This is a genomic window from Bradyrhizobium sp. B039, from assembly GCF_038965675.1.
Taxonomy (GTDB): Bacteria; Pseudomonadota; Alphaproteobacteria; order Rhizobiales; family Xanthobacteraceae; genus Bradyrhizobium; species Bradyrhizobium diazoefficiens.
Genome location: NZ_CP152416.1, coordinates 4,755,915 through 4,770,480 on the forward strand (window position 1 = coordinate 4,755,915; position 14,566 = coordinate 4,770,480).

The 14,566-nt window shown below is 65.1% G+C and carries 16 protein-coding genes; 7 read left to right on the plus strand and 9 right to left on the minus strand.

Annotation, left to right across the window (positions count from 1 at the left end; translation table 11 throughout):
* Positions 1 to 47 precede the first annotated feature (47 nt).
* Positions 48 to 287 carry a BrnA antitoxin family protein gene (locus tag AAFG50_RS22240; protein ID WP_028171896.1) on the minus strand — a complete coding sequence of 80 codons (240 nt, stop codon included), beginning with the start codon at positions 285 to 287 and terminating at the stop codon, positions 48 to 50.
* Between the two features lie 3 nt (positions 288 to 290).
* A complete protein-coding gene (cysK, locus tag AAFG50_RS22245) occupies positions 291 to 1,268 on the minus strand; it encodes a cysteine synthase A (RefSeq protein WP_028171895.1) in 978 nt (325 codons plus the stop codon).
* A gap of 223 nt (positions 1,269 to 1,491) precedes the next feature.
* Here cysK and AAFG50_RS22250 point away from each other — a divergent pair, with 223 nt between their 5' ends.
* The gene (locus AAFG50_RS22250; RefSeq protein WP_028171894.1) at positions 1,492 to 1,710 is read left to right on the plus strand and encodes a hypothetical protein; all 219 of its coding nucleotides are present in this window, start codon (positions 1,492 to 1,494) and stop codon (positions 1,708 to 1,710) included.
* Positions 1,711 to 1,713: 3 nt separating this feature from the next.
* Here the strand turns inward: AAFG50_RS22250 and tgt are convergent, their stop codons facing one another.
* Positions 1,714 to 2,871 carry a tRNA guanosine(34) transglycosylase Tgt gene (tgt, locus tag AAFG50_RS22255; RefSeq protein WP_028171893.1) on the minus strand — a complete coding sequence of 386 codons (1,158 nt, stop codon included), beginning with the start codon at positions 2,869 to 2,871 and terminating at the stop codon, positions 1,714 to 1,716.
* 190 nt (positions 2,872 to 3,061) lie between these two features.
* On the opposite strand from tgt, the gene AAFG50_RS22260 reads away from it, so the two are divergent.
* From AAFG50_RS22260 to AAFG50_RS22275, 4 genes are all read left to right on the plus strand, one after another.
* Positions 3,062 to 4,270, plus strand: a complete 1,209-nt coding sequence (locus AAFG50_RS22260) for a patatin-like phospholipase family protein (RefSeq protein ID WP_028171892.1) — start codon at positions 3,062 to 3,064, stop codon at positions 4,268 to 4,270.
* Positions 4,271 to 4,396: 126 nt separating this feature from the next.
* Positions 4,397 to 5,143: a TetR/AcrR family transcriptional regulator gene (locus tag AAFG50_RS22265; protein WP_028171891.1), complete on the plus strand. Its 747-nt coding sequence runs from the start codon at positions 4,397 to 4,399 to the stop codon at positions 5,141 to 5,143.
* A 251-nt stretch (positions 5,144 to 5,394) separates the two neighbouring features.
* A complete protein-coding gene (locus AAFG50_RS22270) occupies positions 5,395 to 5,997 on the plus strand; it encodes a PepSY domain-containing protein (protein ID WP_028171890.1) in 603 nt (200 codons plus the stop codon).
* A gap of 283 nt (positions 5,998 to 6,280) precedes the next feature.
* Entirely contained in the window at positions 6,281 to 7,318 is a 1,038-nt protein-coding gene (locus tag AAFG50_RS22275; RefSeq protein WP_028171889.1) for an aspartate-semialdehyde dehydrogenase, read from the plus strand.
* Positions 7,319 to 7,366: 48 nt separating this feature from the next.
* On the opposite strand, the gene AAFG50_RS22280 is transcribed toward AAFG50_RS22275, so the two are convergent.
* The 6 genes from AAFG50_RS22280 to coaD form a co-directional block, all read right to left on the minus strand.
* Positions 7,367 to 8,296, minus strand: a complete 930-nt coding sequence (locus tag AAFG50_RS22280; RefSeq protein WP_074076939.1) for an acyltransferase family protein — start codon at positions 8,294 to 8,296, stop codon at positions 7,367 to 7,369.
* A 417-nt stretch (positions 8,297 to 8,713) separates the two neighbouring features.
* Entirely contained in the window at positions 8,714 to 9,814 is a 1,101-nt protein-coding gene (queA, locus tag AAFG50_RS22285) for a tRNA preQ1(34) S-adenosylmethionine ribosyltransferase-isomerase QueA (RefSeq protein ID WP_028171887.1), read from the minus strand.
* Positions 9,815 to 9,927: 113 nt separating this feature from the next.
* A complete protein-coding gene (locus AAFG50_RS22290; protein WP_028171886.1) occupies positions 9,928 to 10,392 on the minus strand; it encodes a peptidylprolyl isomerase in 465 nt (154 codons plus the stop codon).
* Positions 10,389 to 10,799 carry a hypothetical protein gene (locus AAFG50_RS22295; protein WP_028171885.1) on the minus strand — a complete coding sequence of 137 codons (411 nt, stop codon included), beginning with the start codon at positions 10,797 to 10,799 and terminating at the stop codon, positions 10,389 to 10,391. The genes AAFG50_RS22290 and AAFG50_RS22295 overlap by 4 nt, the downstream gene beginning before the upstream one ends.
* 8 nt (positions 10,800 to 10,807) lie before the next feature.
* On the minus strand, positions 10,808 to 11,383 hold the full coding sequence (locus tag AAFG50_RS22300; RefSeq protein ID WP_028171884.1) for a peptidylprolyl isomerase: 576 nt from the start codon (positions 11,381 to 11,383) through the stop codon (positions 10,808 to 10,810).
* A gap of 37 nt (positions 11,384 to 11,420) precedes the next feature.
* On the minus strand, positions 11,421 to 11,918 hold the full coding sequence (gene coaD, locus AAFG50_RS22305; protein WP_028171883.1) for a pantetheine-phosphate adenylyltransferase: 498 nt from the start codon (positions 11,916 to 11,918) through the stop codon (positions 11,421 to 11,423).
* Positions 11,919 to 12,175: 257 nt separating this feature from the next.
* On the opposite strand from coaD, the gene AAFG50_RS22310 reads away from it, so the two are divergent.
* Both AAFG50_RS22310 and AAFG50_RS22315 read left to right on the plus strand, forming a co-directional pair.
* Positions 12,176 to 12,433, plus strand: a complete 258-nt coding sequence (locus AAFG50_RS22310) for a hypothetical protein (RefSeq protein WP_008131028.1) — start codon at positions 12,176 to 12,178, stop codon at positions 12,431 to 12,433.
* Between the two features lie 218 nt (positions 12,434 to 12,651).
* Positions 12,652 to 14,505 (plus strand): KUP/HAK/KT family potassium transporter, encoded by a 1,854-nt coding sequence (locus tag AAFG50_RS22315; RefSeq protein ID WP_011087463.1) that lies wholly within the window; start codon positions 12,652 to 12,654, stop codon positions 14,503 to 14,505.
* Positions 14,506 to 14,566: the final 61 nt, after the last annotated feature.

Consider the following 14,566-nt stretch of genomic DNA (forward strand, 5'->3'; position numbering starts at 1 on the left):
CGGCTCGCGCCGGGCTTTTTCGTTGGGCGACCTGGAAAGACCGGGCGCTACTTCCCCGTCGCCTTCCGCAGCGCCTCGTTGATGCGATCCTGCCAGCCGGGACCGCCCTCCTGGAAGAACTCCAGCACGTCCTGGTCGATGCGCAGCGTAACCTGCTCCTTGATCCCAGGCGCCACGTTCTGCTTCGGCGGCGCCGCGGCGACCTTGGCCGTCACCTTCTTGAACGCCGCCTCGGCCTCGGTCCTGGCATCGCCAAGCGTGCGCGGCCGCCTCGGTAGATCCGCCATGTCCTAGATTCCCTCAAACAGAGCCGTCGAAAGATACCGCTCGGAGAAGGACGGTACCACCGCCAGGATGGTTTTTCCCGCAGCTTCCGGCCGCTTGCCGATCTGGAGCGCCGCGGCGATCGCAGCACCCGAGGAGATACCGCCCGGAATGCCCTCGTGCCGCGCCAATGCGCGCGAGGTCTCGATCGCCGTGGTCGAGTTGATTTTGACGATCTCGTCGATCACGGAGCGATCGAGGATATCAGGGACGAAGCCCGCGCCGATGCCCTGGATCTTGTGCGGCGTATGCTGTCCCCCTGATAGCACCGGGCTCTCCTCCGGCTCGACCGCCACCACCCGCAACGAGCCCTTGCGCGGCTTGAGCACCTGGCCGACGCCGGTGATCGTGCCGCCGGTGCCGACGCCTGCAACGAAGAAATCGATGTTGCCGCCGGTGTCGTTCCAGATCTCCTCCGCGGTGGTGCGGCGGTGCACCTCGGGATTGGCGAGGTTCTTGAACTGCTGCGGCATCACCGAGTTCGGCGTCGTCTTGACCAGCTCCTCGGCGGCGGCGATCGCGCCCTTCATGCCTTGTGCGGCCGGCGTCAGCACCAGCTCCGCGCCGAGAAAGGCCAGCATCTTGCGCCGTTCGATCGACATCGATTCCGGCATCACGAGCTTGAGCCGGTAGCCGCGCGAGGCGGCGACGAAGGCGAGTGCGATGCCGGTATTGCCGGAGGTCGGTTCGATCAGCACGGTATCCGGCTTGACGATACCGGCCTTCTCCATGGCGATGATCATGGCCGCGCCGATGCGGTCCTTCACGCTCGCGGCCGGATTGAAATATTCAAGTTTTGCCAAAATCGTCGCGTTCACACCGTGCATGCCCGGCAGCCGTCGCAATCGCACGATCGGCGTGTCGCCAAAAGCTTCGACAATCGAGTCATAGATCCGGCCGCGGCCGGGTTGATGCGCTGCACGCGTGGCGGACGATGCGTCCATGATGAACTCCCTGTAGCGACAATTTGCGCTTCTGCCGTGGCTCTTGCGCAGTTACAGACAGCTTGCGGCGACACGCAAGCGACAATGCGGCACATGTTAAATACGCTGCATCGCAAAATCACGTGAGCTACAAATATCAGAAAACCAACGCTTTTGTGTTGCGACCTCGTCAAGTGATTCTGCTTATGTTAGACTTACGTCTTAAAGCAGGGAGGTCACCACGATGTCAGCAGTTGCTGAAGTGTTGTCGACCGTCGCGCTGAACCGCGATCCGCGTTGTAGCGAGTTGCCCACCTGTCCGGTCTGCGCCGACTCCATGGTCGCCGCCGAAGCATCCGCCTACGTCTCGGACCACATGATCAGCTATCTCTGGACCTGCGACAATTGCGGTTACGGCTTCGTGACCAAGCATGCCGTCAGGCAGCGGATCGTGTGCAACTGACCCTCAGTCGCCCTGGCGCGGGGCGATGTCGCCCCTCGCCCAGTCCTCGCGTGTACGCTGGTAGAACTCGTCGAACGTTCCGTGTGCGATCGCATCCCTGATGCCCTGCATCAGGGACTGATAGTAAGCGATATTGATCTCGGACAGCAGCATTGCCCCCAGCGTCTCGCCCGCCTTGACGAGATGATGCAGGTAGGCGCGCGCGTAGCTGCGCGTCGACGGCCATGTGCTTTCTTCGTCGAGCGGACGCGGATCGTCCGCATGACGCGCATTGCGCAGATTCACCTGACCGAAGCGGGTGAACGCGACGCCGTGGCGGCCATTGCGTGTCGGCATCACGCAATCGAACATGTCGATGCCGCGCTTCACGGCTTCGAGGATGTCGTCGGGCGTGCCGACACCCATCAGATAGCGCGGCCGCTCTTTCGGCAGCATCGGTGCGGTCTCGTCGATCATCGCCAGCATCACCGCCTGCGGTTCGCCGACCGCGAGGCCGCCGATCGCATAGCCGTGGAAGCCGATCGCGACGAGCCCTTCCGCGCTCGCATGACGAAGCTGGGGCACGTCGCCGCCCTGCACGATGCCGAACAGCATGTAACCGTCCGGCGCGCTCTCGAAGGCGCGCTTGCTGCGCTCGGCCCAGCGCAGCGACAATTGCATCGCGCGCTCGATATCGGCGTGCTCGGCAGGCAGCCGCACGCATTCGTCCATCTGCATGGCGATGTCGGAGCCGAGGAAACGCTGCACCTCGATCGAGCGCTCCGGCGACAGCTCGACCTTGGCGCCGTCGATATGCGAACGGAAGGTGACGGCGTGCTCGCTGACCTTGCGTAAGTCAGCAAGCGACATCACCTGGAAGCCGCCGGAATCCGTCAGCATCGGCCCGTTCCAGCCGGTGAACCGCTGCAGGCCGCCGAGCGCCGCAATCCGCTCGGCGCCCGGGCGCAGCATCAGATGATAGGTGTTGCCGAGCACGATGTCGGCGCCGGCATCGCGCACCTCGCGCCAGTGCATGCCCTTCATGGCCCCGGCGGTCCCGACCGGCATGAAGGCCGGCGTGCGCACCACGCCATGCGGCGTGGTCAGGCGCCCGGTGCGCGCGGTGCCATCGGTGGCGAGCAGTTCGAAATGATTGGGGAGAGCTGCGTCAGGACGATTCATGGCGGTGCTTATTGCGTGTCGGAGAAGGCCGATCAACCCGCGGGACCGCACTTCGGCCACCCCGTGCCTCAGACTGGGACACAAATGGCCCCGGATATGGTCCCCGCCACCTTGTTAAACAAAACGATACCGTGTAGTTTTACGGTGGGGGCTGGACGAAAAGCCGCGGCGAGTTTGCCGGCGGCGGTAGATGCGTGATCGCCAGCCACCGACGATGCCCTTCGCTTCACATTCGACTGACGTGCCCGTCCCTTCACATGGCCGGGACAGGCAGACAGGCGCCCGCCTGATCGGGTTCCTGGTCCTGGCGTGCAGCCTGGCGCTCGGCGCCTGCACCTCCCTGCCCCGCGCGCCCTACACCGCCGCCGAGGCCAGCACCTCGCGCGTGCTCGATATCGATGGCCTCCGGCGCTACGCCGACGACCCCGTCACGAAGTTCAGCTTCGAGAAGGACAACAGCAACGCGTCAAAGTCCTATCTGGCGCTCTCCGGGGGCGGTGCGGACGGTGCCTACGGCGTCGGCGTGCTCAACGGCTGGACCGCGGCCAGAACCCGCCCCACCTTCTCGGTCGTCTCCGGCGTGAGCACCGGCGGACTGATCGCGCCCTTTGCGTTTCTCGGCCCGCAATACGACGACACGTTGAAGGAGGTCTACACCAGCGGCATCGCGGAAAGCCTCCTGAACGACCCCAGCATCATCCGCGTGCTGTTCGGATCCGGCCTGTTCGGCAACACAAGGCTGCGCGAACTGGTCGCCCGCTATGTCGGGCCAGAGATCATGGCGCAAGTCGCGCGCGAAAACGCCAGGGGCCGACGGCTGCTGATCGTGACGACCGACCTGGACACCCAGCGCACCGCGATCTGGAACATGGGCAAGATCGCCGAGATCGGCACGCCCGAGGCGCTCAAACTGTTTCGCGACGTGATGGCGGCCTCCGCCAGCATTCCCCTGGTGTTTCCACCGATCATGATCGACGCCGAAGGCCAGGGCCGCAGGTTTCAGGAGATGCACGTCGACGGCGGCGTGACGGCCCCGGTGCTGACGCTACCGGAAGCCTTGCTCTTCCAGGGCAACCGCCTGCCGGGCAGTGCGAAGATGGACATCTACATCCTCGTCAACAAGAAGATCGAACGCAACTTCGAGCTCGTGTCCAACAGCACCGTCGATGTCGCCTCACGCAGCCTGTCGGCGATCACGCAGTCGCAGACGCGCTCGATCATCTTCTCGACCTATGATTTCGCCAGGCGCAACCACCTGGGCTTCCATCTCTCCTACATCGCGCGCGACTACCCCGCACCGCCCTCGGAAGGATTCGACACCGCCTATATGCGGGCGCTGTATCAGTACGGATATGAGAAGGCGGCCGCGGGCCAGGCCTGGACTTCGGCGCTCCCATGAGACCTCCGTGCCGGAACGAGGTCGTATCGAGACCGTTGACGATACGGCCAATTCGGCCAGATTCGCGATGACGCCCCGGTTGCTGCGCGTTATAGAGCAGTGACGACCGCGCAGGAATCATTGGGCATGGGATTGACTGCGACCAAGACAAGACCGGCAGCAGCACGGCGCGAGGTGCCGAAATCGCGCGGCGGCCGGCCGACGAAGACCGCCGCGATCGAGCGCGATCAGCGGCTGATCGAGGTCGCCACCCGCCTGTTCCTGGATCGCGGCTTCGACGCCACCTCGCTCGATGCGGTTGCGGAAGCGGCACGGGTGAGCAAGCCGACCGTCTATTCCCGTTACGGCGACAAGCGTGGCCTGTTCGCCGCCGTGCTGAGGCGCGAGATCGCGCGCTGGCTGGCGCCGCTGTCGGCGGCCGCCGAGACGCAGCTCAGCAGCGCCTCGGACATCCCCGTCGAGCAGCGGCTGGTCGAGATCGGGCGCGAGATGCTGAGCTTCACCTGCGGGCCCGATGCTGTCGCCTTCAGCCGCATGATGACGTCACAGGCCATCAACTTCCCCGATGTCGCCAAGCTCGGCATGGAGGAAGGCTGGCTCAAGGCTGTCGCCACGACGGCACGCTTCTTCGACCATCTGGTGGCGCAAGGCGCGCTCGACCTCGACGACACCACCATCGCAGCGGAAGTGTTTCTCGACGTCGTCGTCGGTCATACCCACCGCATGGCGACATTCGGAACGGCACTGGAGTTGAAGTCCGCGGAAAAGCGGATGCGTACCGCGATCAAGCTGTTCCTGGCCGGCGCGCTGGGTCCGGCCGACCGCGTCGAGGACGCCACCAAGGGCACGCCGCGGCGACGCCCATCCCGCTGACAATTCCGTGAGGTTGCGATCTATCCCCTGGGGGAACACGCCCTCGCCATTGACCAAAATAAAACGATACGGTATGGTTTAGTTAAGTCGGTACGGGCCGCTTTTTTCACCAGCCCCAAAAGAGGTCCGTACCGCTTCGATCGCCGCGGCGGGTACAGCTCGCCGCGGCGCTCCGCGGCCGGCCGATGCCCAAGGCCGGCCGCGAATTCTTTACGATCATCCGGCACACTCGCTGGCCGAGGGTTTCGAGCATGACGACAGCCAAACGATGGACCTCACGACTGCTTGCGATCGCCCTGCCCGCGCTGCTCCTCGCAGCGCCCGCGCGGGCAATCGTGACCGCAGGCACACCGACCGCGCTTCACAGCGACACAGATGGTGACGCTGAGGCGGATCGCCAAGCGGTCAGCCGCGAGATCGAGCGCTTCCGCGGTTCGTCGATCTCGATCAGCCAGGCCATGGCTCTCGCAGAGTCCCGCCACGCCGGCGCCACCACGGCGGACGTGAGTTTCGATGGCGCCTCCGGCGTGCCGGTCTACCGGGTGAAGACGCTGCACAACGACCGGATCTGGCGCCACACCATCAATGCCGCGACCGGCGAGTTCGTCGGCGGAGAGGCCGCCCTGCCCCTTGCCGAGCTCGACCGCGACGATCGCAGCAACCTCGCAGCACTCGGCGCGATCCGGCACCGCCTTGCGGATGCCGTGCGCGTCGCCGAGCAGGCAGCGTCGGGCAAGGCGATCAGCGGCGGCCTCGTGCGCGAACGTGGCCGGCTCAATTTCGCGATCGTCGTGATCAGCGGCGACGACCTCAAGGAGGTCATCCTCGAGCCGCCGGGCGCCCGAACGAAGTAGAGACGGCTCCCGGCCGGCGGCCACAATCCCGCCGAAAAGCCATTGACGGACGCAAGACTCTCCCCCATAAGTCGCCGCCATGTTCACGACCACCAAACGCACGACCAAAACCACCACGGCCTTCGGGGCCCGGGGAGGCGTGCGCGCGTAGTCGTCGACTGAAACGCATCAGCTCTACCGAAGCCCCGCCCTCGATGGTCCGGGGCTTTTTTGTTGTCTAAAGCTCACAGCATGATCCGGAAAAGTGGAATCCGGTTTTCCGACGAGATCATGCTCAACTTGAATGGAGGAGAATGTGAGTAACGATCCCGTCGTCGCGATTGTCGGCGTCACCGGTGCGGTGGGCGCCGAATTCATCGCCACCATGGACAAGCGTGGTTTCCGCGTCGGCAAGCTCAAGGCGCTGGCCAGCGCCCGCTCGGCCGGCAAGACGGTGTCGTTCCGCGGGCAAAACGTGGTCATCGAGGAACTGACCGAGCGCGCCTTCGAGGGTGTCGATATCGCCCTGTTCTCCGCCGGCGGCAGCATCTCGAAGAAGTATGCGCCGCTCGCGGTCAAGGCCGGCGCGGTCGTGGTCGACAACTCCTCCGCCTTCCGGATGGATCCGAACGTGCCGCTGGTGATCCCCGAGATCAACGCGAACCGCATCCGCGACCACAAGGGCATCATCGCCAACCCGAACTGCGCCGCGATCACCGCGCTGGTGCCGCTCTGGCCGATCCACCAGAAGAACCGCATCAAGCGCGTGATCATCTCGACCTACCAGGCGGCCTCCGGCGCCGGCGCCGCCGCGATGGAGGAGCTCGTCGAGTCCACCCGCGCCAATCTCAACGGGCAGGTCTATACGCCCAAGGTGATGCCGCACCCCTACGCCTTCAATCTCTTCAACCACAACACCGCGGTTGACCCTGAGACCGGGTACAACGACGAAGAGACCAAGGTCATCAAGGAAACCCGCAAGATCTTCGAGGATGAGACCATCGCCGTCGGCGTCACCTGCGTCCGCGTGCCGGTGCTGCGCGCCCATTGCGAGGCCATCACGTTCGAATGCGAGAAGCCGATCAGCGAGGATCAGGTCCGCGCCATCATGGCGCAGGCGCCCGGCGTGAAGATCGTCGACGACCGCGTGAAGAACCACTTCCCGATGCCGATCGACGCCTCGGGCCAGGATGACGTCCTGGTCGGCCGCATCCGCAAGGATCTCAGCGATCCCACGGGGCATTCGATCTCGATGTTCGTCGCGGCGGATCAGCTGCTCAAGGGTGCCGCGCTGAACGCGGTGCAGATCGCGGAGCTTTTGCCGCAGCGCGTGATGGCGTAAGCCGACCAGCGGACAGGCGGCGTCAAGCGTCCGCCTGTCTCGCGTCTCCTACGCCAGCCCCTTCAACGCCTGTTTCATCGTAAGCCTGACAGGAACATCGACGAAGACGGTGGCCGCGTACGCCACCGCTGCAACAACCGGTATCGCGACAAGCCCGACAAGAGCGGATTGAACCTCAAGATGCCGCGCGCAGGCCTCCACGGCGTGGAACGTCACGACCTGGAGAACATAGATCCCGTAGGAAAGCAGTCCAAGGGTCTGCATCATGTTTGCAAACGCGCCCCGCGGCGGATCGAAACGCGCGCAGATCGTGATGGCCAGCGGAAATACGACGATGACGGAGAACAGGCTCAGCGCGAGATCGAGACTGCTCGGAAAATCCAGCGCAAGGATGGCGGTGACGAGAGCAAACGCGCTGATCGCGAATCCGGGGCGTGCCGCCGGCAATCGGGCCGTTTCGTAGAAGCGGTAGACCAGGACGCCCGCAAAGAACGAGAACCCGACCCGGATCACGCCGGCGCCGAAAGTTTCCCAGGTCGGTCCGCCCCCCAGGACACCTCGCTTGTCGGCTTCGATGCCGAACCCAAGCCACCCCATCGTGGCGCAGACCACGAGCGCGAGCGCGAAGCCGCCGACGAGGCAGATCACGGATTTCGTATCGAGCCGCTTTCCGAGAGCCGCAAATAGCAGATTTGCCGCAACTTCAAAGAACAGCGACCAGGCGGCGAAGTTGAACGGGTACAGATCGGCATCGAGATGGGCGGGATCGGGGGTCGGCAGCATCAGCGCGCTGCAAAGGAGGCCGAGGATCGTTTGCGCCCGGTCCGGCGCTCCAGCGGCAAGCTGCCCGAGGAGAAACGGCAATGAGAGGATGAATGCCAGGGCGTACAACGGGTATAGCCGCTGGAGTCTCGCGAGCATGAAGGAGCGAACCGACAATCCCTGGCGGAAGCGTCTTCGATAGGCGTGCTCCAGCACGAAGCCCGACAGAACGAAGAACAGGTCAACAGCCAGTTAGCTATTCCCCATCCACCCGGTCGACGCAGCCGGGCCTTCCCAGAGGAAAGGAGCATGTCGCAGCGCGACCATGATCGCCGCGACACCGCGCAGTCCGTCAAGCGCAACGAACGTTCGTTCCGTGAACAGGGCCGTTTCGGTGCGCGCTGCCGGGGTCGGCAAGTTTAAGGTTCCTCAACTGATCGACGCCGTCGATTGGCGGGCCCTCCCCGCGCAGCAAAACGCCCGCATCAGGCGAGCAGGCGTCTCCACCGCTCATCAAACGGCATGACGGTAGGCTCAATTGCTTGCGAAACAGCAAAGATGGATCGAGATTCCCGGGGGGAAACGGTGCGCAAACGCCGTGCCGACCAATGGGCCCGCCTCGTTTTGTGCGCGCTACGGCGGCGACGGGTCGCGGACTTCAGTCTCCCCTGCGCGAAACAGCAGGCAGGCGTCGCCGTACGAATAGAACCGATAGCCCTGCGCAATCGCGTGCGCATAGGCCCGCCGCATCGTCTCCAGCCCCGAGAATGCCGACACCAGCATGAACAGCGTCGACCTCGGCAAGTGGAAATTGGTCAGCAGGATATCGACGGCGCGGAAGCGATAGCCGGGCGTGATGAAGATCGACGTCTCGGTCGCAAACGGCTGGATGGTGCCGTCCTCGCTCGCGGCGCTTTCAAGCAGCCGCAGCGACGTGGTGCCGACCGCGATGATGCGCCCGCCGTTGTGCCGCGCAATGTTCAGCCGCTCCGCCGTCTCGGCCGAGATCGTGCCCCACTCGGCATGCATCTTGTGGCCTGCGGTGTCCTCCACCTTCACCGGCAGGAACGTCCCTGCCCCGACATGCAGCGTGACGCGGTTGAGGCCGATGCCGCGCTCGCGCAGCGCCTGCTCCAGCGCGGGCGTGAAATGCAGCCCTGCGGTGGGCGCTGCGACCGCGCCCTCGTTGGCCGCGAACATCGTCTGGTAGTCGGCGAGGTCCTGATCGTCAGGCGTGCGCTTGGAGGCGATGTAGGGCGGCAGCGGCGGGCTGCCGAGATCGGCGATCGCCTGGTCCAGCGCCGGGCCGTGGAACGAGAACGACAGCGTCACCTCGCCTTCGCTGCCCTTGGCCTCGACCTCGGCGTCGAGATGACCGAGCAGGCAGACCTTGCCCTCGTTGCCGAAACGGATGCGATCGCCGGCAATGAGCTTCTTGGCGGGCTTCACCAGCGCCTGCCAGCGTGAGCCGTCGAGCCGCTTGATCAGCGTCGCCTCGATCTTCGGCTCGGTCTCGCGGCCGATGCGGCGACCCTTGAGCTGCGCCGCGATCACCTTGGTGTCGTTGACGACGAGTTGGTCGCCGCGCTTCAGCCATTGCGGCAGCTCGGAGATGGTCCGGTCGCGCAGCGCGCCGCCCTCCACGACCAGCATCTTGGCGGAGTCGCGCGGGGTCGCCGGGCGCAACGCGATGCGCTCGGCGGGCAGGTTGAAATCGAAGAGGTCGGTGCGCATGAGCGCCGTTGCGCCTTAGTTCGTGTCATTCCGGGGCGATGCGCAGCATCGAACCCGGAATCTCGAGATTCCGGGTTCGCGCTAACGCGCGCCCCGGAATGACCGCTACGCGGTCATTCCGCGTCCGCCGCCATCCGCGCCTTGACGATCTTGTCCGGGTTCTGCACCGGCTCGCCGCGCTTGATCTTGTCGACGTTCTCCATGCCCTCGGTGACCTTGCCCCACACCGTGTACTGGTTGTCGAGGAAGCGGGCGTCGTCGAAGCAGATGAAGAACTGGCTGTCGCCGGAATCGGGGCTCGCTGCGCGCGCCATCGAGGTGGTGCCGCGCACATGCGGCTCCTTGTTGAACTCGGCCTTCAGCTTCTTGCCGGAGCCGCCGGTGCCGGTGCCATGCGGGCAGCCGGTCTGGGCCATGAAGCCCTCGATCACGCGGTGGAACACGATGCCGTCGTAAAAGCCTTCGCGGACCAGCTCCTTGATGCGCGCGACATGGCCGGGTGCGAGGTCGGGCCGCATCTCGATGGTGACGGGCCCCTGCGTGGTTTCGAGGATCAATGTGTTTTCGGTGACGCTCATGCTCGTCTCTCTTGCGTTGGAGGTGAAGTCTTCCGGCTGCGGAACTGGATCGCGAATGGACGCCCCGCGGCGGCGCCGGCCATTGCATCGGTAAATGGCATCGGCGTGCAGCGTTGCAACGCCTCCATCACCGCGATCCGGTATTGCAGCCGGTCATCGTCGGAGGCATCCGCGGATTCATAGGTAATCCTCGGATGGCCCAGAATGTTTCCGGACCGGTTAAAGCTCACGACGACGGTGATGTCGATAGGGCGAGCCTTGGCGGCCGGAGGTGGTTTCCAGCAGGTGCGCAGATGCCGGAAGACGTCCTGGATGGTGTTGACCTGCGCGTCCTCGGCGGCCGCGCCGGAGATTCCGGCAAGCAGCACCGCGGCAGCCAGCAGAAGCTTGTTGCCGCAGCGCGCCATCGCCTCTCCTATTTGATGTCGGAGGCGACCTGCACCTTCACCATCTTGTCGGGATCGGTAACGGTGCCGCTCGGCGAACCGGCCGGTGCCTTCTTCAGCTTGTCGACGACGTCCATGCCCTGCACGACCTCGCCGATCACGGTGTAATTGTTGTCGAGGCTGCCGCCGTCGGCGAACATGATGAAGAACTGCGAGTTGGCGGTGTCGACGCTGTCGCCGCGCCGGGCCATGCCGACGATGCCGCGTGCGAAGTGCACCTTGGAGAATTCCTGCTTCAGGTTCGGATATTTCGAGCCGCCCGTGCCGTTGAAGTTCTGGCCGTCGCCGGTCTGCGCCATGAAGCCGTCCATCACGCGGTGGAACGGCACGTTGTTGTAGAAGCCCTCGCGCGCGAGCTGCTTGATGCGCTCGGCGTGCTGGGGTGCAAGGTCGGTCCGCAGCTTGATGACGATGCGGCCCTTGGTGGTGTCGATGACGACCGCGTTGGCCTTGTCGAGGCCGGCCGGCAGGGTCTGTGCGCCCGCCGGGACCGCGCCAACGAGCGCGGCAAAGATCGTGGCAAGAATTGCGAGACGACGGATCATGAAAACTCCGGATCAGGTGAGATGAAGAAGCGCGCCGTTATCCGGCGAATTTGGCCTTGAGCAGACTGGCTACGAGCGGCGGCACGAAGGTCGAAACATCTCCGCCCATGCCCGCGATCTGGCGCACCAAAGTGGCGGTGATCGGGCGGACCATGGGAGAGGCCGGCAGAAACACCGTATGGACCTCCGGCGCCATGGCCTCGTTCATCCCGGCAAGCTGCATTTCGTAGTCGAGGTCGGTGCCGTCGCGCAGACCGCGAATCATGATGGTCGCGCCGTGCTTGCGCGCGGCGGTCACCGACAGATCGTCAAACGTCACGGCTTCGAGCACACAGCCGGCCTGGGTTGCCACCGGCCCGCAGACGTCCTCGAGCATCTTCAGACGCTCCTCGGTGGAGAACAGCGGCTTCTTGCCGGGATGGACGCCGATCGCGACCACCAGCCGGTCGCACAGCGGAACGGCATGCCGGACCACGTCCAGATGGCCGTTGGTGATGGGGTCGAAGGAACCTGGGTAGAAGGCAATGCGCGGCATGGCCCCGTCCTACCGCGCCCGGCCCGGCCCGGCAAGCCGGGCTGGTTCCCCGCCGTTTCCCGGAAAATGTCCCCCTTTCGTGTCGGCGACGGCCGCTTTGTTTCGTCCTCGGGACGGCCACGAAACAAAACGGAGCGCGAACGAAACCATTTCCCGCGTCCGCGAAGACGTCCGGAAACTGGCCATGGTTACTAATCCAGCCAACGAATGACGGGCCGCACACTGGGCGTAGGCGGCCGCATCACAGGGGACAGTCAATGATCAAGGCTCTTTCAGCGATCGCTATCTCTGCGTGTGTTGCCGCAGCCCTCACCCTCCTGCCCGGCTTTGCCCCGACCGTCGAAGCCAGCGTGCCGCAGCCGCTGGCCAAGAGCGACCGGCTCGATATCCGCAGCATCGGCCGCGACTGCTCGCAGCAAGCCTGGCCGAACTTTGAGGCGTCGTGCCTGCGCCGTGCCGGCACCAAGGCCGACGTCCGCGTCGCTCGCCTCGTGACGGCCGACCGCACCCCGTAGCCCGGTCTGTCAGCTTCGCGTCAGGTAAGCCTTCGAGATCGACGACAAGATAAACCCCAAAGATAAACCCCATGGATATTTGCGACGTCTCGTCGCAGACTGCGTGATGCTCGCGCCCGTCGGAATGCCCCGCCGGGCGCGAACCCATCGAGGGGTCGCCATTGTCCAGTACGCCCGCAGTCGCTTCCGGCCATCATCCTGATCCACTGCCGCTTGCAATGACCATGGGCGCCCTCGGGGTGGTCTATGGCGATATCGGCACCAGCCCGCTCTACGCCCTGAAGGAAGCCGCCAAGGCGGCCGCCCACGGCGCGACAGTGACCCCCGACGCTGTCCTGGGGGTTGCCTCGCTGATCCTCTGGGCGCTGCTGCTGATCATCTCGCTGAAATATGCGCTCTTGATCCTGCGCGCGGACAACCGCGGCGAAGGCGGCATCGTCGCCCTGTTGGCCCTGCTCCACGCCCGCAACGCCCAGCCCGGCACCTGGCGCTCGCATCTGCTGGTGGTCGGCCTCGTCGGCGCCGCCCTGCTCTACGGTGACGGCGCGATCACGCCGGCGATCTCCGTGCTGAGCGCCATCGAAGGCCTCAAGGTGGACGCGCCCTCGCTCGCGCCAGCCGTCGTGCCCGTCACCGTCGTCATCCTGGTCGGCCTGTTCATGATGCAGAAACAGGGCACCGGCTTCATCGGCCGCATCTTCGGACCGGTGATGCTGGCCTGGTTCGCCGTGCTCGCCGCGCTCGGCATCCACGGCATCGTCAAGGCGCCGGCCGTGCTGGCGGCGCTCAGCCCGCTCTACGCCGTCGAATTCCTGATCCACCAGGATTTTCACGTCTCCTTCGCGATCCTCGGCGCAGCCTTCCTCGCGGTCACCGGGGGCGAAGCCATGTATGCCGACATGGGCCATTTCGGCCGCCTGCCGATCCGGCTCGCCTGGTTCGCGATCTGCCTGCCCGCGCTGGTGCTGAACTATTTCGGCCAGGCCGCGCTGCTGATCACCGATCCCGCGATGATCGAGAACCCGTTCTTTCAGCTCTGCCCCGACGCCCTGCACTATCCGCTGGTCGCCTTCTCGGCGGTCGCGACCGTGATCGCCTCCCAGGCGATCATCTCCGGCGTGTTCTCGCTGACCCAGCAGTCGATCCAGCTCGGCTTCTTGCCGCGCATGCAGATCCGCCACACCACCAGCGACGCGATCGGCCAGATCTATGTGCCGCTGGTGAACTGGCTGCTCGCGGCCGCAACGCTCGGGGCGGTCCTGAGCTTCGGCAGCTCGGACGCGCTCGCAGGCGCCTATGGCATCGCAGTGTCGCTGCTGATGGCGATCACGACGCTGCTGGCTGCGCTGGTTGCGATCCAGTGGGGTTATTCGCCCTGGCTCGTGGTCGCCGTGAACGGCGCCTTCTTCGTCATCGACGTGATCTTCTTCTCGGCCAATTCGATCAAGCTGTTCGAGGGCGGCTGGTTTCCGCTGCTGCTTGCAGCCCTCGTCGCCTTCATGATGCTGACGTGGCGCAGCGGCGTGAAGCTGGTCGAGGCGGCGCGCGCGAAGCTGCGCCAGCCCGAGGAGGACCTGATCGAGACCGCCGTCAACAAGTGCAGCGCCAGACTGCCCGGGACCGCTGTGTTCCTGGCGTCCGCTCCGCGCGGCGTGCCGCTCGCGCTGACCCAGTTCGTCAAGCACAACCGCGTGCTGCACGAACGCGTGCTGCTGGTCACCGTGCTGATCGAGGAATCCCCGCACATTCCCGACGAGGAACGCGCGGAGGTGATCGAGATCATTCCCGGCATCACCCGCGTGATCCTGCATTACGGCTTCATGCAGAACCCGACGATCTTTGACGGGCTGACGCTGACCTGCCGGCAGGGCAAGCTGCCTGGCATCGACCTCTCCGACATCACCTATTACGTCGGCCGCGAGACCATCATCCCGCGCGAGGACGTCCCGGGCATGTGGGTCTGGCGCGAAGGCCTGTTCGCCTTCCTCCAGCGCAACGCCGAACGCTCCGCCGCGTTCTTCGGCGTGCCGACCAAGCAGGTGGTGGAGTTCGGGACGGAGCTGGAGATCTAGGGAAGTTCGTGGGCCGGATGGAGCGCAAGCGTAATCCGGGATTCTTGCCAGGCGCACAGAG